The 19,258-nt window shown below is 53.3% G+C and carries 14 protein-coding genes; 11 read left to right on the forward strand and 3 right to left on the reverse strand.

Annotation, left to right across the window (positions count from 1 at the left end; translation table 11 throughout):
- Positions 1–79 precede the first annotated feature (79 nt).
- Complete coding sequence (locus ACMHXH_RS04445; RefSeq protein WP_025009505.1) at positions 80–685, forward strand: peroxiredoxin; 606 nt, start codon at positions 80–82, stop codon at positions 683–685.
- A 301-nt stretch (positions 686–986) separates the two neighbouring features.
- On the opposite strand, the gene mnmC is transcribed toward ACMHXH_RS04445, so the two are convergent.
- Positions 987–2,972 carry an FAD-dependent 5-carboxymethylaminomethyl-2-thiouridine(34) oxidoreductase MnmC gene (mnmC, locus tag ACMHXH_RS04450; RefSeq protein ID WP_234500773.1) on the reverse strand — a complete coding sequence of 662 codons (1,986 nt, stop codon included), beginning with the start codon at positions 2,970–2,972 and terminating at the stop codon, positions 987–989.
- Positions 2,973–3,181: 209 nt separating this feature from the next.
- On the opposite strand from mnmC, the gene fabB reads away from it, so the two are divergent.
- From fabB to ACMHXH_RS04500, 10 genes are all read left to right on the forward strand, one after another.
- On the forward strand, positions 3,182–4,393 hold the full coding sequence (gene fabB, locus ACMHXH_RS04455; protein WP_071475898.1) for a beta-ketoacyl-ACP synthase I: 1,212 nt from the start codon (positions 3,182–3,184) through the stop codon (positions 4,391–4,393).
- Between the two features lie 165 nt (positions 4,394–4,558).
- Positions 4,559–5,689, forward strand: coding sequence for a 4-phosphoerythronate dehydrogenase (locus ACMHXH_RS04460; protein WP_039033445.1), 1,131 nt, complete (start codon positions 4,559–4,561; stop codon positions 5,687–5,689).
- Positions 5,690–6,706 carry an aspartate-semialdehyde dehydrogenase gene (locus ACMHXH_RS04465; protein ID WP_039033444.1) on the forward strand — a complete coding sequence of 339 codons (1,017 nt, stop codon included), beginning with the start codon at positions 5,690–5,692 and terminating at the stop codon, positions 6,704–6,706.
- 243 nt (positions 6,707–6,949) lie between these two features.
- Positions 6,950–10,102 (forward strand): FimV/HubP family polar landmark protein, encoded by a 3,153-nt coding sequence (locus ACMHXH_RS04470; RefSeq protein WP_335911991.1) that lies wholly within the window; start codon positions 6,950–6,952, stop codon positions 10,100–10,102.
- Between the two features lie 131 nt (positions 10,103–10,233).
- Positions 10,234–11,019 (forward strand): tRNA pseudouridine(38-40) synthase TruA, encoded by a 786-nt coding sequence (gene truA / locus ACMHXH_RS04475; protein WP_039033469.1) that lies wholly within the window; start codon positions 10,234–10,236, stop codon positions 11,017–11,019.
- Between the two features lie 68 nt (positions 11,020–11,087).
- Complete coding sequence (gene folC / locus ACMHXH_RS04480) at positions 11,088–12,359, forward strand: bifunctional tetrahydrofolate synthase/dihydrofolate synthase (protein ID WP_413737667.1); 1,272 nt, start codon at positions 11,088–11,090, stop codon at positions 12,357–12,359.
- 18 nt (positions 12,360–12,377) lie between these two features.
- Positions 12,378–12,968, forward strand: coding sequence for an SPOR domain-containing protein (locus tag ACMHXH_RS04485; protein ID WP_071475894.1), 591 nt, complete (start codon positions 12,378–12,380; stop codon positions 12,966–12,968).
- 107 nt (positions 12,969–13,075) lie between these two features.
- Positions 13,076–13,564, forward strand: a complete 489-nt coding sequence (locus ACMHXH_RS04490; RefSeq protein ID WP_335911993.1) for a CvpA family protein — start codon at positions 13,076–13,078, stop codon at positions 13,562–13,564.
- A gap of 43 nt (positions 13,565–13,607) precedes the next feature.
- Entirely contained in the window at positions 13,608–15,122 is a 1,515-nt protein-coding gene (purF, locus tag ACMHXH_RS04495) for an amidophosphoribosyltransferase (protein WP_039033440.1), read from the forward strand.
- 115 nt (positions 15,123–15,237) lie between these two features.
- Entirely contained in the window at positions 15,238–16,020 is a 783-nt protein-coding gene (locus ACMHXH_RS04500) for a class I SAM-dependent methyltransferase (RefSeq protein WP_071475893.1), read from the forward strand.
- A gap of 79 nt (positions 16,021–16,099) precedes the next feature.
- Here ACMHXH_RS04500 and ACMHXH_RS04505 read toward each other — a convergent pair whose 3' ends face one another.
- Entirely contained in the window at positions 16,100–16,720 is a 621-nt protein-coding gene (locus ACMHXH_RS04505; protein WP_233962428.1) for a DUF938 domain-containing protein, read from the reverse strand.
- A gap of 170 nt (positions 16,721–16,890) precedes the next feature.
- Positions 16,891–18,942 carry a bifunctional 2',3'-cyclic-nucleotide 2'-phosphodiesterase/3'-nucleotidase gene (locus ACMHXH_RS04510; RefSeq protein WP_039033437.1) on the reverse strand — a complete coding sequence of 684 codons (2,052 nt, stop codon included), beginning with the start codon at positions 18,940–18,942 and terminating at the stop codon, positions 16,891–16,893.
- Between the last annotated feature and the right edge of the window lie 316 nt (positions 18,943–19,258).

Genomic DNA, 19,258 nt, shown 5'->3' on the forward strand with positions numbered 1-19,258 from the left:
CATGGCACCTCTTATAATGGCTTGTAGTTAAAACGGATTCTGTTTTATTCACAGCTCAATCCATAGATGGAGGTATAAAATGAGCGTATTAGTAGGCCGTCCGGCTCCGGACTTTACTGCAGCAGCTGTTCTGGGTTCTGGTGAAATTGTTGACAGCTTCAACCTGACAGCAGCAATCAAAGGCAAGCCTGCGGTAGTGTTCTTCTACCCACTGGATTTCACCTTCGTGTGCCCATCTGAGCTGATCGCCTTCGATCACCGCATGGAAGAGTTCAAGAAGCGTGGCGTTGAAGTGATCGGTGTTTCTATCGATTCTCAGTTTACTCACAATGCATGGCGTAACACCCCAGTGGAAAAAGGCGGTATCGGCCAGGTTCAATACACTCTGGTAGCCGACGTTCGCCACGATATCTGTAAGGCTTACGACGTTGAACACCCTGAAGCCGGTGTGGCTTTCCGCGGTTCTTTCCTGATCGACAAAGAAGGCATGGTGCGTCACCAGGTCGTTAACGATCTGCCTCTTGGCCGTAACGTCGATGAAATGCTGCGTATGATTGACGCGCTGCAATTCCACGAAGAGCACGGTGAAGTTTGTCCTGCAGGTTGGGAAAAAGGCAAGAAAGGCATGAAAGACAGCCCAGACGGTGTTGCTGCCTACCTGTCTGAGAATGCTGAAGAACTGTAATATAGTTTAAGTCTGCATCTGCAAAAGCAGTCTTAAAGTACAATGCCGTTCAGTTATGCTGAGCGGCATTTTTTATCTCGATTGATTACCTGTGTTGGTTCATTTGGAATGTTATTCGTGGACGGGCGTTCCATTCAACTTAAACGGTTTGACGAGCTGTGGCCGATGCCAGAATGGCAATACTGTCGGCTAATGGATATAGATTATCCATGGATGCGATAGTTTCTGAGTGAGGCTTTGATAACAGCTTCCTCTATTAAGCTCGGTTTGCCCATGCATGTCTTGGTTAATTCATTCAATATTAAAGCGCTTTACCCTTGATAAGTTTGCGCATCCACATCCGGTTGGGATTAAGGCGCTGCAGCAGCGTACTGCCTACCGGCAAGGGTTGATGACAAAGCTCTGATGCCAGAATTTCCGCCGCCAATGGACCTGTGCTGAGGCCGCGTGAGCCCAAACCACCAAGAATATAAAGACCGGGATGCACAGGCGCCAGTGTCTGTTGCCAGTAGCGGGCACTCTCGGGTGTGTGCTGATGTTGCTGATAAGCCTGCATTAGTGCACCGACATCCGGTGCTTGCCCCAACATGGGAAAGTGATCCCGGGTGACCATACGCACCCCTACTCTGGCATCTTGTCCCATCACCAGCCCCCGGTGCCAGTCGGCATCCGGATAACTCATGGCGATTTTTTGCAGGTTTTCTCTCTGCTCGGCGTCGCTGTAGGCCAACTGCTCGGGATCTTTGATATAACTGGCTCCCAGGCAATGAATCCCCTCCCAGGCCGGAGTGAGGTATCCCTTGGCGCACAGCACTGCCTTAAGCGCTCCCAACCCGCCTTGGGTTGCAACTTCACTGACCTGGCCGCGAAAAGGTGAGGCGGGTAGGGCCGAAGTTTGTGGCAGCGCCGTCAGCGAAGCGCCGCTTGCCAACACCAGCTTCTTGAATGGCCCAAAGCGGCGACCATCGGCAGCACTTAACCACCAGAGGTGATCCTCTCTTGAAATCGCCTTGATATGGGTTCGGGGTTGAAAGTCACAGTAACTCGAGTCGACGGCGTATTGGATGGCGGCGCGGCACAGTGCTCTGGGGCAGACCCAGCCACCCAGAGGGTAAAAAAGGCCATCTTCTTCTATATCCAATCCCGCAAGCTCAGTAGCTTCAAAGCTGTCGATCCGGCGCAGAATATCCGGGTGCCAGTTTTGGCCCTCGGCAATCTTATCCAGGCGGGCGCGGCTTCGCTCATCATAGCCCGTGTGTAACACACCGCAAAAGTCATGGGCGATATCGAACCCGGCGGCAGTCAGGGCGGTTATCCGCCGTCGACTGAAGAGAAAACCTTGTTGGAACAGGGTGTTGAGCTCTGATGTTTCCGGCGTCAACAGCGGGTATAGTGCACCTTGTCGGTTGCCGCTGGCACTTTCACCCGCGTTATCCTCGCTGCAAAATACCTGGCTGGCTTGTTGGCGCTCTGCCAATGACAATGCCAGCTGACTGCCGGCCACACCGGCGCCAATAATGGCAATAGATTCATCATCTGCAAGCATAGGCTCCCGGTAGAGCGGCCAGGGCGCCAGTCTGGCATTGCTTTGGCGCCGCAAGGCAAGGCGTTCTGCCTTGGCGATGGGCTCGAGCTCAGTTTGTTGAGTCAAAAGCAGTGCTGCCGGCCCGTTAAAATCTACTATATTGAGCCCGCTATTGACCATAATAGAGGCAAGAGCGCTTCTCTTACTTGGCAGGCACAGCAAGGAGGCGTAGTCTTTAGCCAAGCGCGCCATCTGCCAGACCGCTGCCTGAGAGGGTAAGGACTCTGCAAGCCAGAGCCAGTTGTCTATCCAGCCGTTATGGTTTACCCCAGGCAACTCTTTGAGCAAGGTGGCGTCAAATTCAAGGTAGAGATCCAGTGTCAACCTGCCACCATCGAGCACAAAACGTTGGCAGCCGGGGATTGCCAGAGGTTTACCTGCCTGCAGCTCGGCAAGAAGCGCCATTACTGCGCTTGTTTGATGTTCGGCGAATGCCGTAGCTTCGGTGGTCTGCCATAATGGCAGTTTGCTTTGCAGGACCTTGAGCGATTCTGCCCGGGAATCTTTATCGGCGGCAAACAGCAAGAGTTGTAACACAAGCTTGGGATAATTCTGTCGTAGTTGGCTCCAGAGTTGCAGCAGCGGCAACAGGGCTTCACTGCCTACCGCCGCCAGACAAATTTGCCGCCCGAAGGGCTTGTCACCGAAACGGATTTGTTGGTAGGGCGCAAGAGTCGCCGTCGGGGCTTGTGTTGTTTCCACAGATGTGGGATTTTGACTGCAAGTTTGCGTATTTTCACTGCCGGATGGCCGAAGTTGTTCCTGTTTCACGGGCAATTTTTTACTCTGGAGGCCTTGTTCGGCATTATTTTACCCAAGTTTACGGAAAGCTGACCACTTAAATGCTGTAAAACGGCTAACATGGCGTCAGCAAAAGTAGGTACTGAATTGTACGGAATGGATAGTAAAACATGAAAAGAGTCGTGATCACCGGAATTGGCGTTGTATCAAGTATCGGTAATAACAAACAAGAAGTGACAGAATCTCTCAAGGCTGGCCGCAGTGGTATCACCCACTCAGATCAGTTTGAGGAGATGCAGCTGCGCAGTCATGTCTGGGGCGACATCAAACTCAATCCCGCCGAGCATATCGATCGCAAGGCGTTGCGTTTTATGGGGGATGCCGCAGCCTACGCCTATTTGGCTATGCAGCAAGCTATTGAAGACAGCAGTCTGACCGAAGAGCAGTATTCAGATCCTCGTGTAGGTCTCATTGTTGGTACCGGTGGCGCTTCGTCTTCCAACCAGGTTCAGGCGGCTGACACCCTGCGTGCTAAAGGCGTCAAGCGCGTGGGTCCTTATATTGTGCCGCGGATAATGTCTTCTACTGCCAGTGCCTGTCTGGCGACGCCCTTCAAAATCAAAGGGATGAATTACTCCATCAGCTCAGCCTGTGCCACCAGTGCGCATTGTATCGGCCATGCGGTGGAACTGATCCAGATGGGTAAACAGGATATGGTCTTTGCCGGCGGCGCGGAAGAGATCGATTGGACCCTGACCATGGGCTTTGACGCTATGGGCGCCTTGTCGACCAAGTATAACGACACACCGGAAAAGGCTTCCCGCACCTATGATGCCGACCGTGATGGCTTTGTTATCTCTGGCGGCGGCGGCATAGTGATTGTCGAGGAGCTGGAGCACGCGCTGGCCCGCGGCGCCAAGATTTATGCTGAAGTCATAGGTTATGGCGCTTCATCTGACGGTTATGACATGGTAGCCCCAAGCGGCGAAGGTGCGGTGCGTTGCATGAAGATGGCGCTGGAGTCAGTAGATACACCTATCGATTACGTTAACACTCACGGCACTTCTACCCCTGTCGGTGATGTGCGAGAGCTGGAAGCCCTGCGTGAAGTCTTCGACGGCCAGATGCCGGCGATTGCCTCAACCAAGTCACTGACAGGCCACGCCCTGGGCGCAGCCGGTGTTCATGAGGCTATATACAGCTTGTTGATGCTCGAACAAGGTTTTATCGCGCCATCAATCAATATCGACAACCTGGACGAGGCCGCAGAAGGTATGCCAATTGTGCGTGAATACCGCGACGCCGAGCTCAACACTGTTATGAGCAATAGCTTCGGTTTCGGTGGCACCAACGCTACCCTGGTGATGCGTAAATACAAGTAAACGCCTTGTTTCACTGAATCAAGAAGGAAGCCAAATGGCTTCCTTCTTTGCTTATGAGCTGACACAGAACTTGTTAGTAGCTTCCGCAAATGTGCGCCGGACTCAGACAAGCATCTAGCTCGCTGATAGAATAGCGGTTTAATCCACAACAGAGCAGGAAAGTCGATGAAGTTGGTGGTTGATGAAAACATGCCCTATGTGCAGCCCTTGTTTGCCGAGCTGGGGGAGATAGTAGCCGTCGATGGCCGTCATCTGGATGCGGCCACAGTAGCCGACGCCGATGTTTTGCTGGTGCGCTCGGTCACCAAGGTCAATGAGGCACTGCTGGCAGGCGCACATAAACTTAAGTTTGTCGGCAGTGCCACCATAGGGACAGATCATGTGGACAAGGCTTATCTGGCGTCCCGCAACATCCCCTTTTTCAACGCACCCGGATGCAATGCCATCGCGGTTGGCGAGTATGCTTTTATCGCCATGTTGGAGCTGGCCAACAGATTTGACACTCAGCTTAAGGGCAAAACCGTTGGCATAGTCGGTGCCGGTAACACAGGCTCGGCACTGGCGCGCTGCCTGGAGGCATACGGAGTTAATACCTTGCTCTGCGATCCCTTACTGGCCAAGGCCGGCGACAGCCGCCGCTTTGTTAGCCTGGATGAACTGATTGCCGGTGCCGATATCATTAGTCTGCACGTACCTCTGACCCGAGATGGCGAGCATCCTACTTGGTATCTGTTTGACGAGCAGCGACTGGAAACGCTGAAACCCGGCTGCTGGTTGCTTAACTGTTGCCGCGGTGAAGTGATAGATAATCACGCGCTGATCCGGGTCAAGGCCAAGCGACCGGATCTCAAGTTAGTGCTGGATGTTTGGCAAGGGGAGCCTAATCCCATGCTGGAGCTGGTGCCTCTGGTGGAGTTTGCTACACCGCATATTGCCGGTTACAGCCTGGAGGGCAAGGCCCGGGGCACTTTCATGTTATATCAGTCCTTGATGGCGATACTCAACCGCCCGGCGGACAAGTCACTTGGGGCGTTATTGCCTGAGCGTTGGAGCTCCCGGCTCGATATCAGTAGTTCGCCCGATGAAAAGGCATTATTGTCCTTGTGCCGATTTATTTATGATCTGCGTGATGACGATGAAAAATTCCGGAAAATGCTGAAAAACCCCACAGGTTTTGATGACATGAGAAAAAATCACCGCCATAGGCGAGAATTCAGTGCTTTGACTCTTTCAAATGTCGGCGGTTCTGGGGTAGATTGGTTGTCTCATTTAGGTTTTTCAGGAGTCGGTCTGTAAATGTCGCAGGAATTTAACGTTGTCGTATTGGGTGCTTCAGGAGCCGTGGGTCAAACCATGATAGAAATCCTCGAGGAGCGTAACTTCCCGGTGGCGAATCTGTTTCCACTGGCCAGTAGTCGCAGCGCCGGTGAAACCGTGAGTTTTCACGGTAAACAGGTGGAGATCCTCGATGTAGAAAGCTTCGACTGGACTCAGGCGCAGATAGGCTTCTTCTCTGCCGGCGGTGACGTCTCGGCGAAATGGGCGCCAATTGCGGCCGATGCAGGTTGTGTGGTGATAGATAACACCTCTCACTTCCGTTACGACCTGGATATTCCATTGGTTATTCCAGAGGTCAATCCACAGGCGATTGCCGACTTCCGTAACCGTAATATTATTGCCAACCCCAACTGCTCGACGATTCAGATGTTGGTGGCGCTCAAGCCAATCTATGATGCTTTTGGGATCAGCCGTATCAATGTGGCCACGTATCAGTCGGTTTCCGGTACAGGTAAAAAGGCGATTGAAGAGCTGGCGGGTCAATCTGCAAAGTTGTTGCAAGGCTTGCCTTCAGAACCCAAGGTTTATGATAAGCAGATAGCTTTCAACGTGTTGCCGCACATAGACAGGTTTATGGAAAATGGCTACACCAAAGAAGAGATGAAGATGGTTTGGGAGACCCATAAGATCCTCGGCGACAGCGAAGTTCTGGTGAACCCTACTGCGGTGCGGGTCCCTGTGTTCTATGGACACTCGGAAGCGATTCACATCGAGACGCTGCAGCCGGTTGATGCTGCCGAAGTCAAGGCAGTGTTGCGGGATGCCGAAGGCGTGGTGCTGTTTGAAGATGATGACGATTATCCGACAGCTGTTACTGAAGGCGCCGGTAGTGATCCTGTGTATGTCGGCCGGGTGCGCAAGGATATCTCCCACGATCTGGGTATAGATCTTTGGGTGGTCTCTGACAATATCCGTAAGGGTGCGGCGCTCAACAGTGTACAGATAGGTGAGATCCTGATCCGCGATTATCTCTAAGGAAGGTGCGAGTCAGTCCCACGAGGGCTCTGCCTGTGCTTTCAGACTTACATGCAAGGCTGGAAGCACTTTTCCTAAACGCTTTGTTTCTGTTGAAAAAGCCTGCAGTTTGCAGGCTTTTTTTGTTTTGCAAATGTGAACAGTAGCAGGGCGGACATTTCTGGTTTATAGTAATCTCAATAAATACAAATGCCTAAAGCCAGTCGTCAGCCGGCGAAACCAGCGCTTGAAAGGGAAGAATGGATGAACTTTCGCACTTCATATCTTGTTGGCCTGATGGCCGCTTTTTTTGCCCTGAACCCAAGTAGTCTTATAGAACCCGCCCATGCAGAAGGCCTGAAAATTACCGGTCCCGACGGTCAAGTGCGCCAGCAGGTGCGCCAGTATGGCCCGACGACAACATCGGACACCTTTTGGAGTATTGCCCAGAAAGTCAGACCGGATCCCAGTGTCAGTATCTATCAGGTCATGGCCGCGATTTTTGAAGCCAACCCGCACGCTTTCTCATCCAATAACTACAACAGCCTCGAACGGGGCATGATACTGCTTATCCCTTCCAAGGAGGTGATGCAGGCTATTCCTTTGAGTATGGCCAGAGCTCGCGCCGAACAGGATGATAAGCGCTGGTCTTCCGGTAAGCCGCTAAAAGCAGATAATGGCAAAACTGAAACCGCTAAAGCCCCAGAGCATTCAAGCCAAGCCGTAAAAGAGCCAACGACGGCCACCCAACCTCAACCTGCGACGCAGCTATCCAAGGTGAGTACAAGTGTCAAGGATAACAGTGAGCAGCCCAAAGTCAGTGAGTCATCCACTGAACCCACTCAAGTGGCTTCTACTAAATCCTCAAATACAGTAACAGAAGCAACCCAAGAAACGGCAGACGATAACAGCATTGAAGCATTGCAGAGCCGCAACCTGAGTCTGACCGATGAGCTGGGGCGTGCTCAGGATCAACTCTTGGTGGCCAATACGGATAACCAAGGGCTGCAGGCGCAAATTGATGAGCTGAATCAGCGTCTATCGGTATTGGAAGAGTCACTACAGGCCAGTAAAAAACAGGAACAGCAACTCAAGGCCGAAAATGCTGATCTCAAACAGCAGCTTCAAGTCGCCAATGCTACGGCGAATGAGCCGGACGACCTCTGGCGCAGTTTGATGGATAACCCATTATTGTTGGTGCTGGCTGCCGCAGTACCCGCGGTATTGTTGTTGTTGCTGCTGTGGAGCATGTTGCGCCGCAAGCGTAAGCAGGCTAATGGTCAAGCGCCACAGACAGATGCTGCTCCAATGGCAGCCGCAGCTGTTGCCGGCGCGGCCACGGCCGAGATGGCAAACGCCAACGATGAACTGGCCGTGCGTCTGGACGATGATCCGGACGATTCCATTGATTCATTGCTGGATGTCGACAGCTCAGCGCTGCAGCCTGAGCCGGAAGTTGAGAGTGACAACGAGCAGATGGATATGGCGCAGGAGATGTTCATCGACTCAGGCGAAGGGGATACCAGCCAAGAGGCTGAAGATGAAGGTCAGTCGCTCGATGATCTCTGGGCTGAAGCTATGGGTGAACAAGAGGCCGGTGAGCAGGAAGATGCTGGCGAGGAAGACTTGGACTCATTGCTGGCTGGCTTGGACGATACCGATAAACAGGAAGTTATTCCTGAAGATTGGCAGGCCGAAAGTGTTCCAGCATCAGAGCCTGATCTGAGTGAAACCCTACCGGAAGATGTGACTGCTGCTTTTGAACAGGGTTTTAGCCAAGAACTCGATCAAGAGTTTGCTTTTGAACAAGACAAAGAGGTGATTTCAGAGAGAGAAGCGAAGGCAGAGCTGGATGAAGATCTCAGTGCCGCTATCGCCGCCGAATTGGCCGAAGATGAGCAGGCTGACGAGACTCTGGATGAGACACAGGAAGCCGATATCGATGCGCTGCTGGCCGGGTTTGACGTCAAAGAAGACACAGAACCTCAAATTGAAGCCAGTGCTCAAGTTGAAGACGATAGTAGGGCTGAAGCCGAGGAAGATCTCAGTGCTGCCATAGCCGCCGAGCTGGATGAGGATGACTCAACTGGTACCGAGCTGGGCGAAGAAGCGGACATAGATGCTTTGCTCGCAGGATTCGACTCGCCGGTAGAACTGAATTCTGAAGAGGAAGACTTAAGCGACGTTATCGCCGCCGAGCTTGAAGATGACAAGGTTGCCGTAGACTCCAGCGATACAGAGGCAGACATAGATGCCTTGCTGGCAGGTTTCGATGACTTGGACGAAGCTGTCGAGACTCAAGCAGCAGAGCCGGTTCAAGCTGAGGAAGAGAGTGAAGATCTGGACGCCTTGTTGGCAGGGCTTGCGGATGATGTTGTTGCGCTAGACAACCCTGATGAGGCAATCGCTGAAACAGACGAGGAAGATAGCTCAGAGGTTGAGTCTGATGATGCCACTGAGCGCAGCGATGCCGAATTGGATACCATGCTGGCAGGCTTGTCGCAGGCTGAGGACTTGGACGAGCCTAAGAAGCCTGATGAAACCGATATTTTGGCCGATGAGAGCAGGGATAGCGATAACGAGCTGCAAAGCGGTCAACGCAGCGACAAGGATTCCGGCTTCTTCGACGATCTCAAGGCCGGCGGCAAAAGCCATGATCCCCATATGCTTGAGTGGGAGCCCTCCGCACCCAAAGAGCCCTTGGTTGAGGAAGAGCCTTCAGCGAAAAAAGAGCCCTCGGCGCAAGAAGAGCAACAGCCTACAGCCATAGAAGAGCTCTTGACTCAAGAGGAGCTCTCAAGCCAGGAACAGGCTGTTGAAGTTGAAGACAGCCTAACAGATACCGAGCAGGCTCTGGATATCGGCCTGGCCCAGGATAGTGACGACAGTGATAAGAGTCTGAGCGACGATGATCTGTTGGCCGCTTTCTCTGAAAACGTTGTCAACGAAGCCGAGGTGGATGAAGAATTCAGTCTTGAACTGGATGATGATGACTCGCTGGATCTCGAAGATCATAAACTGACAGTGGATGAAGCGCTGGCAGCCCTCGATGCCAAAGCAAAAGGCAAGGTCGCTTCCAGCATGGTGCCGGAGCACGATCTCAGCGCCTTCCAGAAGGAAAACGGATTTATCGATATTGAGCGCCTGCTCAGTGAAGCCGATGAAGGCAACAGTGATACCGACCCCTACAAGGAACTGGACGTGGATATGGCCGAACTCGATTCCCTCGTTGGCGCCGCCGCTATGGTCGACGTCGATGATGAGGAAAACTCTGTCAACGCCAAGCTGGACTTGGCGCGGGCCTATATCGAAATCGATGACAAAGACAGCGCCAAGGCATTGCTTAAAGAGGTGGAGCTTGATGGTAACGCTCGCCAGCAAGAGGAAGCCGCAGCCCTGATAAAAACCTTGGGCTAGAGCTCAGTCAATACTCAAACGGCGCCCAGGCGCCGTTTTTTATGCAGTCCGTTTATTGTCCGGGCTTTTTCTTGGAGGCGAATGCCTGCTCTGTGGTAGAATTCGCCGCCTTGAGATCAGGGGAGAAACAGATGCGTATTGCGTTGGGTATCGAATATGACGGCAGCGGCTATTATGGTTGGCAGCGCCAGGCCGAAGTGGATTCAGTTCAGGGGCAGTTGGAGCGAGCTTTGTCTCTGGTCGCCAATGAGCCGATAGCACTGCAATGCGCCGGTCGCACCGATGCCGGGGTACACGCCACCGGGCAAGTGGTGCATTTTGATACTTCTGCCATTCGTAAAGAAGGCGCCTGGACCCTGGGCGTCAATGCCAATCTGCCGGACAATATTGCGGTGCGCTGGGCCAAAGAGGTAGACGACAGTTTTCATGCCCGCTTTTCGGCAACTGCTCGCCGCTACCGGTATATCATCTACAACCATAATTTCCGTCCCGGCATTTTGCGTGGTGGCGTCAGCCATTATCACGGTGACCTCGACGAGCAGAAGATGCATCAGGCGGCCCAGTATCTGCTGGGTGAGCGCGACTTCACCAGTTTCAGGGCGATCCAATGCCAGTCGCGCACCCCGTTTCGCAATGTGCACAGGGTCAGTGTGACCCGCCAGGGCATGTATGTGATAGTGGATATCGAAGCCAATGCCTTTTTGCATCACATGGTGCGCAACATAGTCGGCTCGCTGCTGGAAGTAGGACTTGGCAATCAGCCGCTGGATTGGCTGGGACAGTTGCTGGAGCTCAAAGACAGAACCCAGGCTGCCCCCACGGCTAAACCTAATGGCCTCTATCTGGTGCATGTCAGCTATCCTGAGCAATATCAACTGCCCAAGTTGGCCATGGGCCCACTGTTTATGCCGGACTGAAACCATTAGCATGCTGTTGCCGCCACGCTTTTGCTTGCGGCAACATCAAGATTTAAGGGAAGAATCAAATGTCGCAATCATCCGCTCATCTGCCGCCACTACCTGGAGCCGATGCTCCTTTGTCAGTTTGGCTGGACTACCTGCTGGCTATTCATCCGACTGAAATCGACATGGGGCTCGAGCGGGTCACCCAAGTTGCCACCAGGCTCGGGGTGCAGTCACTGGGCAGCACCAAGGTGATCACAGTTGCCGGTACCAATGGCAAGGGTAGCACTTGCCGTATGCTGGAGCAGATCATGCGCGCGGCGGGTTATCGGGTCGGAGTTTACAGCTCGCCCCATATCCTCAATTACAATGAGCGGGTGCGGATAGACGGTGTCGATGCGCCGGATAGCGACTTTATCTCGGCCTTTGAAATCATAGAGGCGGCCAGAGGCGACACCTCGCTGACCTTCTTTGAATATGCCACCCTGGCTGGATTACTGCTGTTCAAGCAGGCCAAGCTGGATCTGGTTATTCTGGAAGTGGGCCTGGGAGGCCGGCTGGATGCTACCAATATCATAGATGCCGATGTCAGTGTGGTAACCGCCATAGATCTTGATCATCAGGCGTATCTTGGTGACACCCGGGAACTGGTTGGCCGTGAGAAGGCCGGCATCTTCCGTCACAACCGCCCGGCGATAGTAGGCGATGCCGAGATGCCTGCCAGCGTGGTTGAGGTTGCCAATGAAAAGGGCGCCTTACTCAAGGCGGTGGGGCAGGCGTTTTGCTACAAGCAAACCAGCACTGGCTGGGATTTTTGCGGTGAGCACTGGCAGTTTGAGGGCTTACCCAGGCCGCAATTACCTCTGCCCAATGCCGCCACCAGCTTGGCGGCGCTGGAACAACTCTGGCCTGAGCTTTCCGAAGCGGCGATTTGCTCAGGGCTCGCCAGTGCCAGGCTCAGCGGCAGAATGGAGCATATCTGCGAGGCGCCGCTGATTATTTTGGATGTGGCGCACAATCCCCACGCGGCCCGCTATCTGGCGCAAAGGCTGGATGAACTGCAGGCCAAGGGGCGAGTCTATGGCGTTTGCGGTATGCTCAAGGACAAGGATATCGAAGGCGTAATGCAAGCGCTGGCGCCTAGCATAGACAGCTGGTTGTTGGTGACCTTGCATAATGAGCGTGGTGCCGATGCCGGCCGTTTGCGAAAAGCCCTGCCGGATGGCTGTGACGCCCGGGAATTTGAACAGATGCAAGATTGCTGGCAATACCTCAAACCCAAACTCGGCGCCGAAGATGTGGTAATTGTCTTTGGCTCCTTTTACACTGTTTCGGGCTTTAAAGCGCTTATCTAAGACTGGAAGGAAGATATTTTGTCGACTCAGTTTCATAACCGTCTGGTAGGTACCGTAGTATTGGTCGCCTTGGGGGTGATCTTTTTACCTGACATTCTCGATGGCAAGAAAGAGCGCCAGCAAGAGCAGTTCACTGAAATTCCGCTGCGGCCGGATACCGAATCGCAATTGGCGGAGCCGGGGGAGTTTCAAACCCTGGATGTCGCCGAGACTCTGGACTTGGCGCAGGAGACAGACGAGCCTCAGGTTGAAGTCGAACCCGCTCCCGAGGTGAAGGCTACCGAAAACAGTGTTTCCAACACCGCCCAATCCAAGCCGCAGGAGGCCAAAAAGACTCCCGAACCCAAGGCCAAACCCAGTGATGCGGCCTGGACTTTACAGCTCGGCGCCTTCAGTAATGCGGCCAATGTCAAAGCCCTGGTGGCCAAATTGCGCAAGGCCGGATTCAGCGCCTATACCTTGCCGGATAAGCCTGTGGACGGCAAATTGACCCGGGTGTTTGTCGGTCCGGATGTCTCCAGCGAACGCATCAAACAGCAACAGCAGAAAGTGGAACAGCTGACCAAACTCAAGGGTAAAGTAGTTCGCTATAACCCACAGGAAAGATGACAGTTTGCCCCGAGTCGGCAAGCAATTATTTACGCCCCGGGGGTGAGAATGCTTGCCTTCTCTGGTAGAATCCCGCCGACTTAAATCTTCACCGGATACTTCTACCCATGGTTTGGATAGATTACGCCATCATAATAGTTATCGGATTATCGACTCTTATCAGTCTGATCCGTGGTTTTGCCAAAGAAGCCATGTCGCTGGTGGTTTGGTTCGCCGCCTTTTTCATCGCCAGCCAGTTTTATCAAGACCTTGCCGTTCATATCACCCAAATCAATGATGAGGTGCTGCGAAACGGGGTTGCTATCACCATCCTGTTTGTTGTCACCCTGATAGTGGGGGCCTTGGTGAACTATTTGATAGGCCAGTTGGTCTCCAAGACAGGGCTCTCGGGAACGGACAGAATTCTTGGCCTGTGTTTCGGTGCGCTGCGCGGCGCATTGATAGTCAGTGCCATACTCTTTTTTATGGATGCCTTTACCGGCGCGCCCAAAACCGATTGGTGGCAGGGTTCGCAACTGGTGCCCGAATTCGGGGTGGTTATCCAGTGGTTTTTTGACTACTTGGAAAATACCTCAAGCTTTGTACCCAAAATATAAAAAATACAATTATCAGAACATCTTACAATGAGGAAGCTTACCCATGTGTGGTATCGTCGGAATCGTTGGCCGCTCGGCGGTCAATCAGACCATCTATGATGCACTGACAGTGCTTCAACACCGTGGCCAGGATGCTGCAGGCATAGTGACTATCGATCAGAATGCCTTTCGCCTGCGTAAGGCCAATGGTCTGGTCAAGGACGTATTTGAACCCAAGCATATGCAGCGGCTGCAGGGCAACGCCGGCATAGGCCATGTGCGTTATCCCACCGCCGGCAGCTCCAGTGCCTCTGAAGCCCAACCGTTTTATGTGAACTCTCCTTTCGGGATCTCTCTGGCGCACAACGGCAACCTGACCAACACACTGCAACTGGCCGAAGGGCTGCGCAACAAGCGTCGCCATGTGAACACCACGTCCGATTCTGAAGTGCTGCTCAACCTGTTGGCCGATGAGCTGGACAAAACCGACAGCCTGACCTTGAGCCCGGATGAAGTGTTCGATGCCGTTTCCCGGGTGCACGCCGATACCCGCGGTGCCTACGCCGTGGTGGCTATGATTATTGGTCAGGGCCTGGTGGCATTTCGCGATCCTTTCGGTATTCGTCCTCTGGTGCTTGGTAAGCATGAGACAGCCTCTGGGACCGAGTATATGGTGGCTTCAGAGAGTGTGGCACTGGATGCCGTTGGTTTCGAAGTGATGCGCGATGTGGCTCCCGGCGAAGCCGTGTATATCACCACGGAAGGTGAGTTGTTTACCCGTCAGTGCGCCGAAGCGCCAAGTTATGCCCCTTGTATCTTCGAATTCGTTTACTTTGCCCGTCCGGACTCCACCATAGACAAGGTGTCAGTCTATGCCAGCCGGGTCAACATGGGTGCCAAGCTGGGTGAGAAGATCCGTAAGGAATGGTATGACCATGATATCGATGTGGTGATCCCTATTCCGGAAACCTCCTGTGATATCGCCCTGGAAATTGCCCGTGGCATGGATCTGCCTTACCGTCAGGGATTCGTGAAGAACCGCTATATCGGCCGTACCTTCATTATGCCTGGGCAGCAGGAGCGCAAGAAGTCGGTCAGACGCAAGCTCAATGCCATCAGCGCCGAGTTCAAGGATAAGAATGTGCTGCTGGTGGACGACTCCATAGTGCGTGGTACCACCTCAGAGCAGATCATCGAGATGGCCCGTGAAGCCGGCGCCAAGAAGGTGTATTTCGCCTCGGCTGCGCCTGAGATCCGCTTCCCCAACGTTTACGGCATAGACATGCCAACCTCCAATGAGCTGATTGCTCATGGCCGTGATGCCGATGAAATCGCCCGTATCATTGGCGCAGATGGCATCATCTTCCAGGATCTGAGCGATCTGGTGGAAGCGGTGCGAATGGAAAACCCGGATATCAAGCGCTTTGAAACCTCAGTGTTTGATGGTCACTACATCACCAAGGATGTGGATCAGGCCTATCTGGATCATCTGACCCAGCTGCGTAACGACGATGCCAAGGCCAACCGCAACAAGGATATAGGTACCAACCTGGAGCTGCATAACGTCTGCCATCCTTGATAAGGGAAGCTGCGAATAAGTCCTCTCTGATAAAGCCAACCCTTGAGGTTGGCTTTTTTTTGTGCCAGTCAGTATGCTGAGCCTCGACTCTTGATGGTGCAGGGAGAGAAGCACAATGGATAAGTACCGGGAAACCGTGGCAACCTTTGACAAAATGGCGCTTTCCTATCGGGATAAGTTTGCCGGCAACGATTGTTATGACTCGGCCCATAACCGATTCGCCTCTTTGCTGAAGCAGTATCAGGCCTGTGCCGGGCGGCGCCTGCGGTTACTGGATATAGGCTGTGGCCCAGGGCATGTCAGCGGCACGTTGGTAGACAGGGTGCCTGAGCTCGAGATAGTGGGTATAGATGCGGCGCCGGCCATGGTGGCGCTTGCCGGTGAATTGTTGCCCGAGGGACGTTTTTATCGGCTGGATAGCCGCAAGCTTGGTTGTCTGACGTCGCTGCTTGAAACTGATGCCGTGCAGGCTATCGCCCCCCTTGATGTGTCTGAAAACACTGCTGCGCCCGTAAGTATTGGGGTTTCTGATGGCTCTAATACCCTTGATGACCTAGAAGACTTAGACACGCCAGAGGGTTTTGATGCAATACTTCTGCTCTTCGTCACGCCTTATCTTGAACGTCAGGACGTGATGGCCTTACTGCAAGACTGCCGTGCGCTACTGAATGACGGCGGGCTCCTGTATCTGGCCTCGATGGAGGATGACTATCAAGCGTCCGGCTATCAAAGCTCCAGTTCCGGAGACAGGGTCTTTATCCACTATTATCCCGAAGTGTTTTTCGTCAGTGAGTTGGCCGCGGCCGGGTTTGAGCTTATTGATAGTCTGCGTAAACCCTATCTGGAGCAGGGCGAAGTCAAGGCCACAGATCTGTTTCTCTACGCCAAAGCCGTGTAAAAACCAAAGGCGTTTCAGAGGCAGATAGCGCCTGGACTTTTCAGGCAAAACATTTGTTTTGCCCATCACTTTGCCTCCGTTAGCGAACCGTTTTACGAATAAACTCCAGCAGGCGGTTGTTGGCGGGCATGGCATGATCCTGACAAAGCTCAAGCCCCTGGGCTGCGGCCAGCATCATGATCCACTCCTGATCGCGAATGCCGCTTTGCGGATCGCGCTGCCTTAACATGGCATCGAACACCCGGTTGGAGTCGCTGCTGTAATCGCCTCGGTAGTTGAAGGGGCCATAGAGGCAGAAACGGCCGCCGCTTTGCAATACTCTGCCTATGCCGGCAAACATCGCCTCTACCATGGGTTGACTCATGATATGCGCAGTATTGGCGCTATAGATGGCATCCGGTGCCGGCTCAGTTGCCGCCTGCGGCCAGGGGGAACACACCTCCAGAGTGATCACCTCGGCCAGATTACTCGCTGGGAGTTTGCTATGCCAGGCGCGGATCCCATCAAGATACTGGGGTTGATCGCTGCATTGCCACACCAGGTGCGGTAACTCTGGGGCAAAGTAGACCGAGTGCTGACCGGTACCACTGCCTATCTCCAATACCCTGCGGCAGCCTGAGAATGCCTGTTTGAGAATCCTGAGTATCGGTTCGCGGTTGTTTTCACAGGCTTGGGAGAAGGGCGCGGGTATCGAAGACATAAAAGATTTCCTGCAATCTTGCCGTCGTGACGGCTGAGTGAGTCTGGTGTTTTACTGTACTTACTTTATAACATTGTCAAAGGCTTAAATCATGGCAAGTTTAATCTGTGAAGAAACATAAAAAGCGCCCCTGAGGGCGCTTGGTTCGTTTTATGTCTCAGCTGACAGCCTTATTGGGCAGGCTTGAGATCTATGCGGTAGACGGCAAAGCCCAGTTCATCGGTACTTAGCTTGGTCATGGTCCTTTGCTGGTTGGCCTGGATGAAGTTGGCGGCCTTGTCACTGTCCTGGGTGACAAAGCGGATGTCCAGAGCAACATTCGTATCTATATTCCTGAAGTCCCAGTTATAGTCAGCCGTGGGATTAACCATGGCGTCATACTTGTCGGTTTCAGGATTGTACTTGGATTGCTCTGTGATGTAAGCCGCCAGAGCTTCACGGTTGGTGTCCGGTAGTTCCAGTACCACGTGCTCGCTGCCGGTGCCGGCAAACTTTCCGCCAAAGGCGCGGTAGTTGTTGGAGGCGACGATAAACTCCTTGGCCGCCAGGGTTTCACCTGTATAAACAGTGCCTTCGTTGTCGGTGAAAGCCAGATCTATAATCCGCGAAGCATCGGCATTGACCAGAGCACAATCGGCGTCGAATTTGCTCGGTTGAGTCACGTCTATCTTGTAGGTCACGCCATCAATAACATCAAAGTTATAGGTGGGGTGGTTATAGTTCACCAGCTCTTGCGGCTCAGTGCTGGCTGGATCTATTTGGTTAAACTGGTTGGCCGAACACTCGAGCCAGTCTTTCAGCTCAGCGCCGTTTAGCTTAACCGCCACCATAGTGTTGGGGTAGAGATAGAGATCGGCGGCGTTCTTGAAGGTCAGCGGCCCTTTGTCCACCATCACATACTGATCGGCATCACTGGTGGTGCTGTGACGGCCACCGGCCTTGAACGGCGCGGCTGCAGAGAGCACCGGCAATGACTTGAGTGCTTCCGGCAGTTTGGCCTTGACGTTGGCTATCTGGGCGTCGGAGACAATTTGCACAGTCGGGTCGTCCTGCACCAGCGTCAGGAAACTGAACATGTCGGCGGCGGCGACCCCGATTGGCTGCTCGACAAAGTCCATAGTGCCCTGGTGTTCCAGCTCAACCGCGTCGTGAATGTCCTTATCGGCTTCCACTAGAGGCGTCTTGTTGGTGCCGTCATAGATGGGGCGTGCCTCGGTGCGGGCCGAGAGCACTGTCCATTTGCCGTCTTTAAGCTGCAGTTTGAAGTCGACCAGGCCCATGTTGTCGCCCCAGCGACCCGGCATCACGGCGGGGACACCGTTAAGCAGGCCTTTTTCCACATCTGTGTTGGGCAAGTCGCCATAGCGGGCATCGGGGAAGATGGAGTGGCTGTGGCCGAACATGATGGCATCAATGCCGTCGACATAGGTGAGGGCATAGGTGGCGTTTTCGGCAGCAGGATCGCCTGGGTTTTCGGTGGAGCCAATGCCTGAGTGCGGAATGGCGATAATGATATCGGCGCCTTCAGCCTTCATTTGCGGCACAAATTTCTTGGCGCTCTCCACTATGCTCTCGGCACGTACCTTGCCGGTGAGGTTCTGCTTGTCCCACAGCATAATTTGCGGAGGCACAAAACCTATATAACCAATCTTGAGCTTGTGGCTGTTGCCGTCAGTGTCCTTAACCTCGGTTTCCTTGATAAGGTATGGGGTAAACAGGTTGTCACCTTTTTTGATCCCGTTCCAGCAATCATCGGCATCACAATAAACGTTGGCGTTGATATAGGGGAACTGCGCGCCGGCGAGGGATTTTTCCAGAAAATCCAGGCCGTAGTTGAATTCGTGGTTGCCTATGTTACCCACGGCATAATCAAGCAGGTTCATCGCCTTGTAGGCGGGGTGCACTTCACCATCGGCGATACCCACTTTGGCCATATAGTCGCCCATAGGGCTGCCCTGCAGCAGATCGCCGTTATCGACCAATACAGTGTTGGTGACTTCTTTGCGGGCGGCATGGATCAGGCTGGCGGTACGGGCCAGACCTATAGTGGGGTCTTCCTTGCCGCTGTAATAGTTGTAATCCATGATGTTGGTGTGCAGATCTGTGGTTTCCAATACCCGCAGATTTACGCTGACCGTTGGTTCATCATTGTCGTCGCTGTTACAGGCACTGAGTCCCAGTGCGGCGGCAATCGCCAGTGTGATTAATGTCTTGGTTTGCATTGTTTACTACTCTTGGTTTTTATTATTGACCCCGGGAGACTTTCCCGCCATCACCTTGTCAACCTGTTGTTAATCATATGATTAACCTGGTTAGGCGAGGCGCAGTATAGCGAAAGGCGAAGACATTTATGTGACATTGGACGGTAAAAGCCAGTGACAATTTGTGACATTGGGCAGGTTGGTGCCACCCGATGCTGTGGCAGGCGCACACTTTTCTTGTCTAGACAGATAAGCCTGAGTTATCGGCGGGACGCATGCGCATTCATATCGAATTGACGGTAAGTGAGCAGAATTTCTTACAGTTAAGTCATTGTCC

It is taken from the genome of Shewanella sp. BJSY2023SW001, assembly GCF_047314685.1.
GTDB classification, from domain to species: Bacteria; Pseudomonadota; Gammaproteobacteria; order Enterobacterales; family Shewanellaceae; genus Shewanella; species Shewanella indica.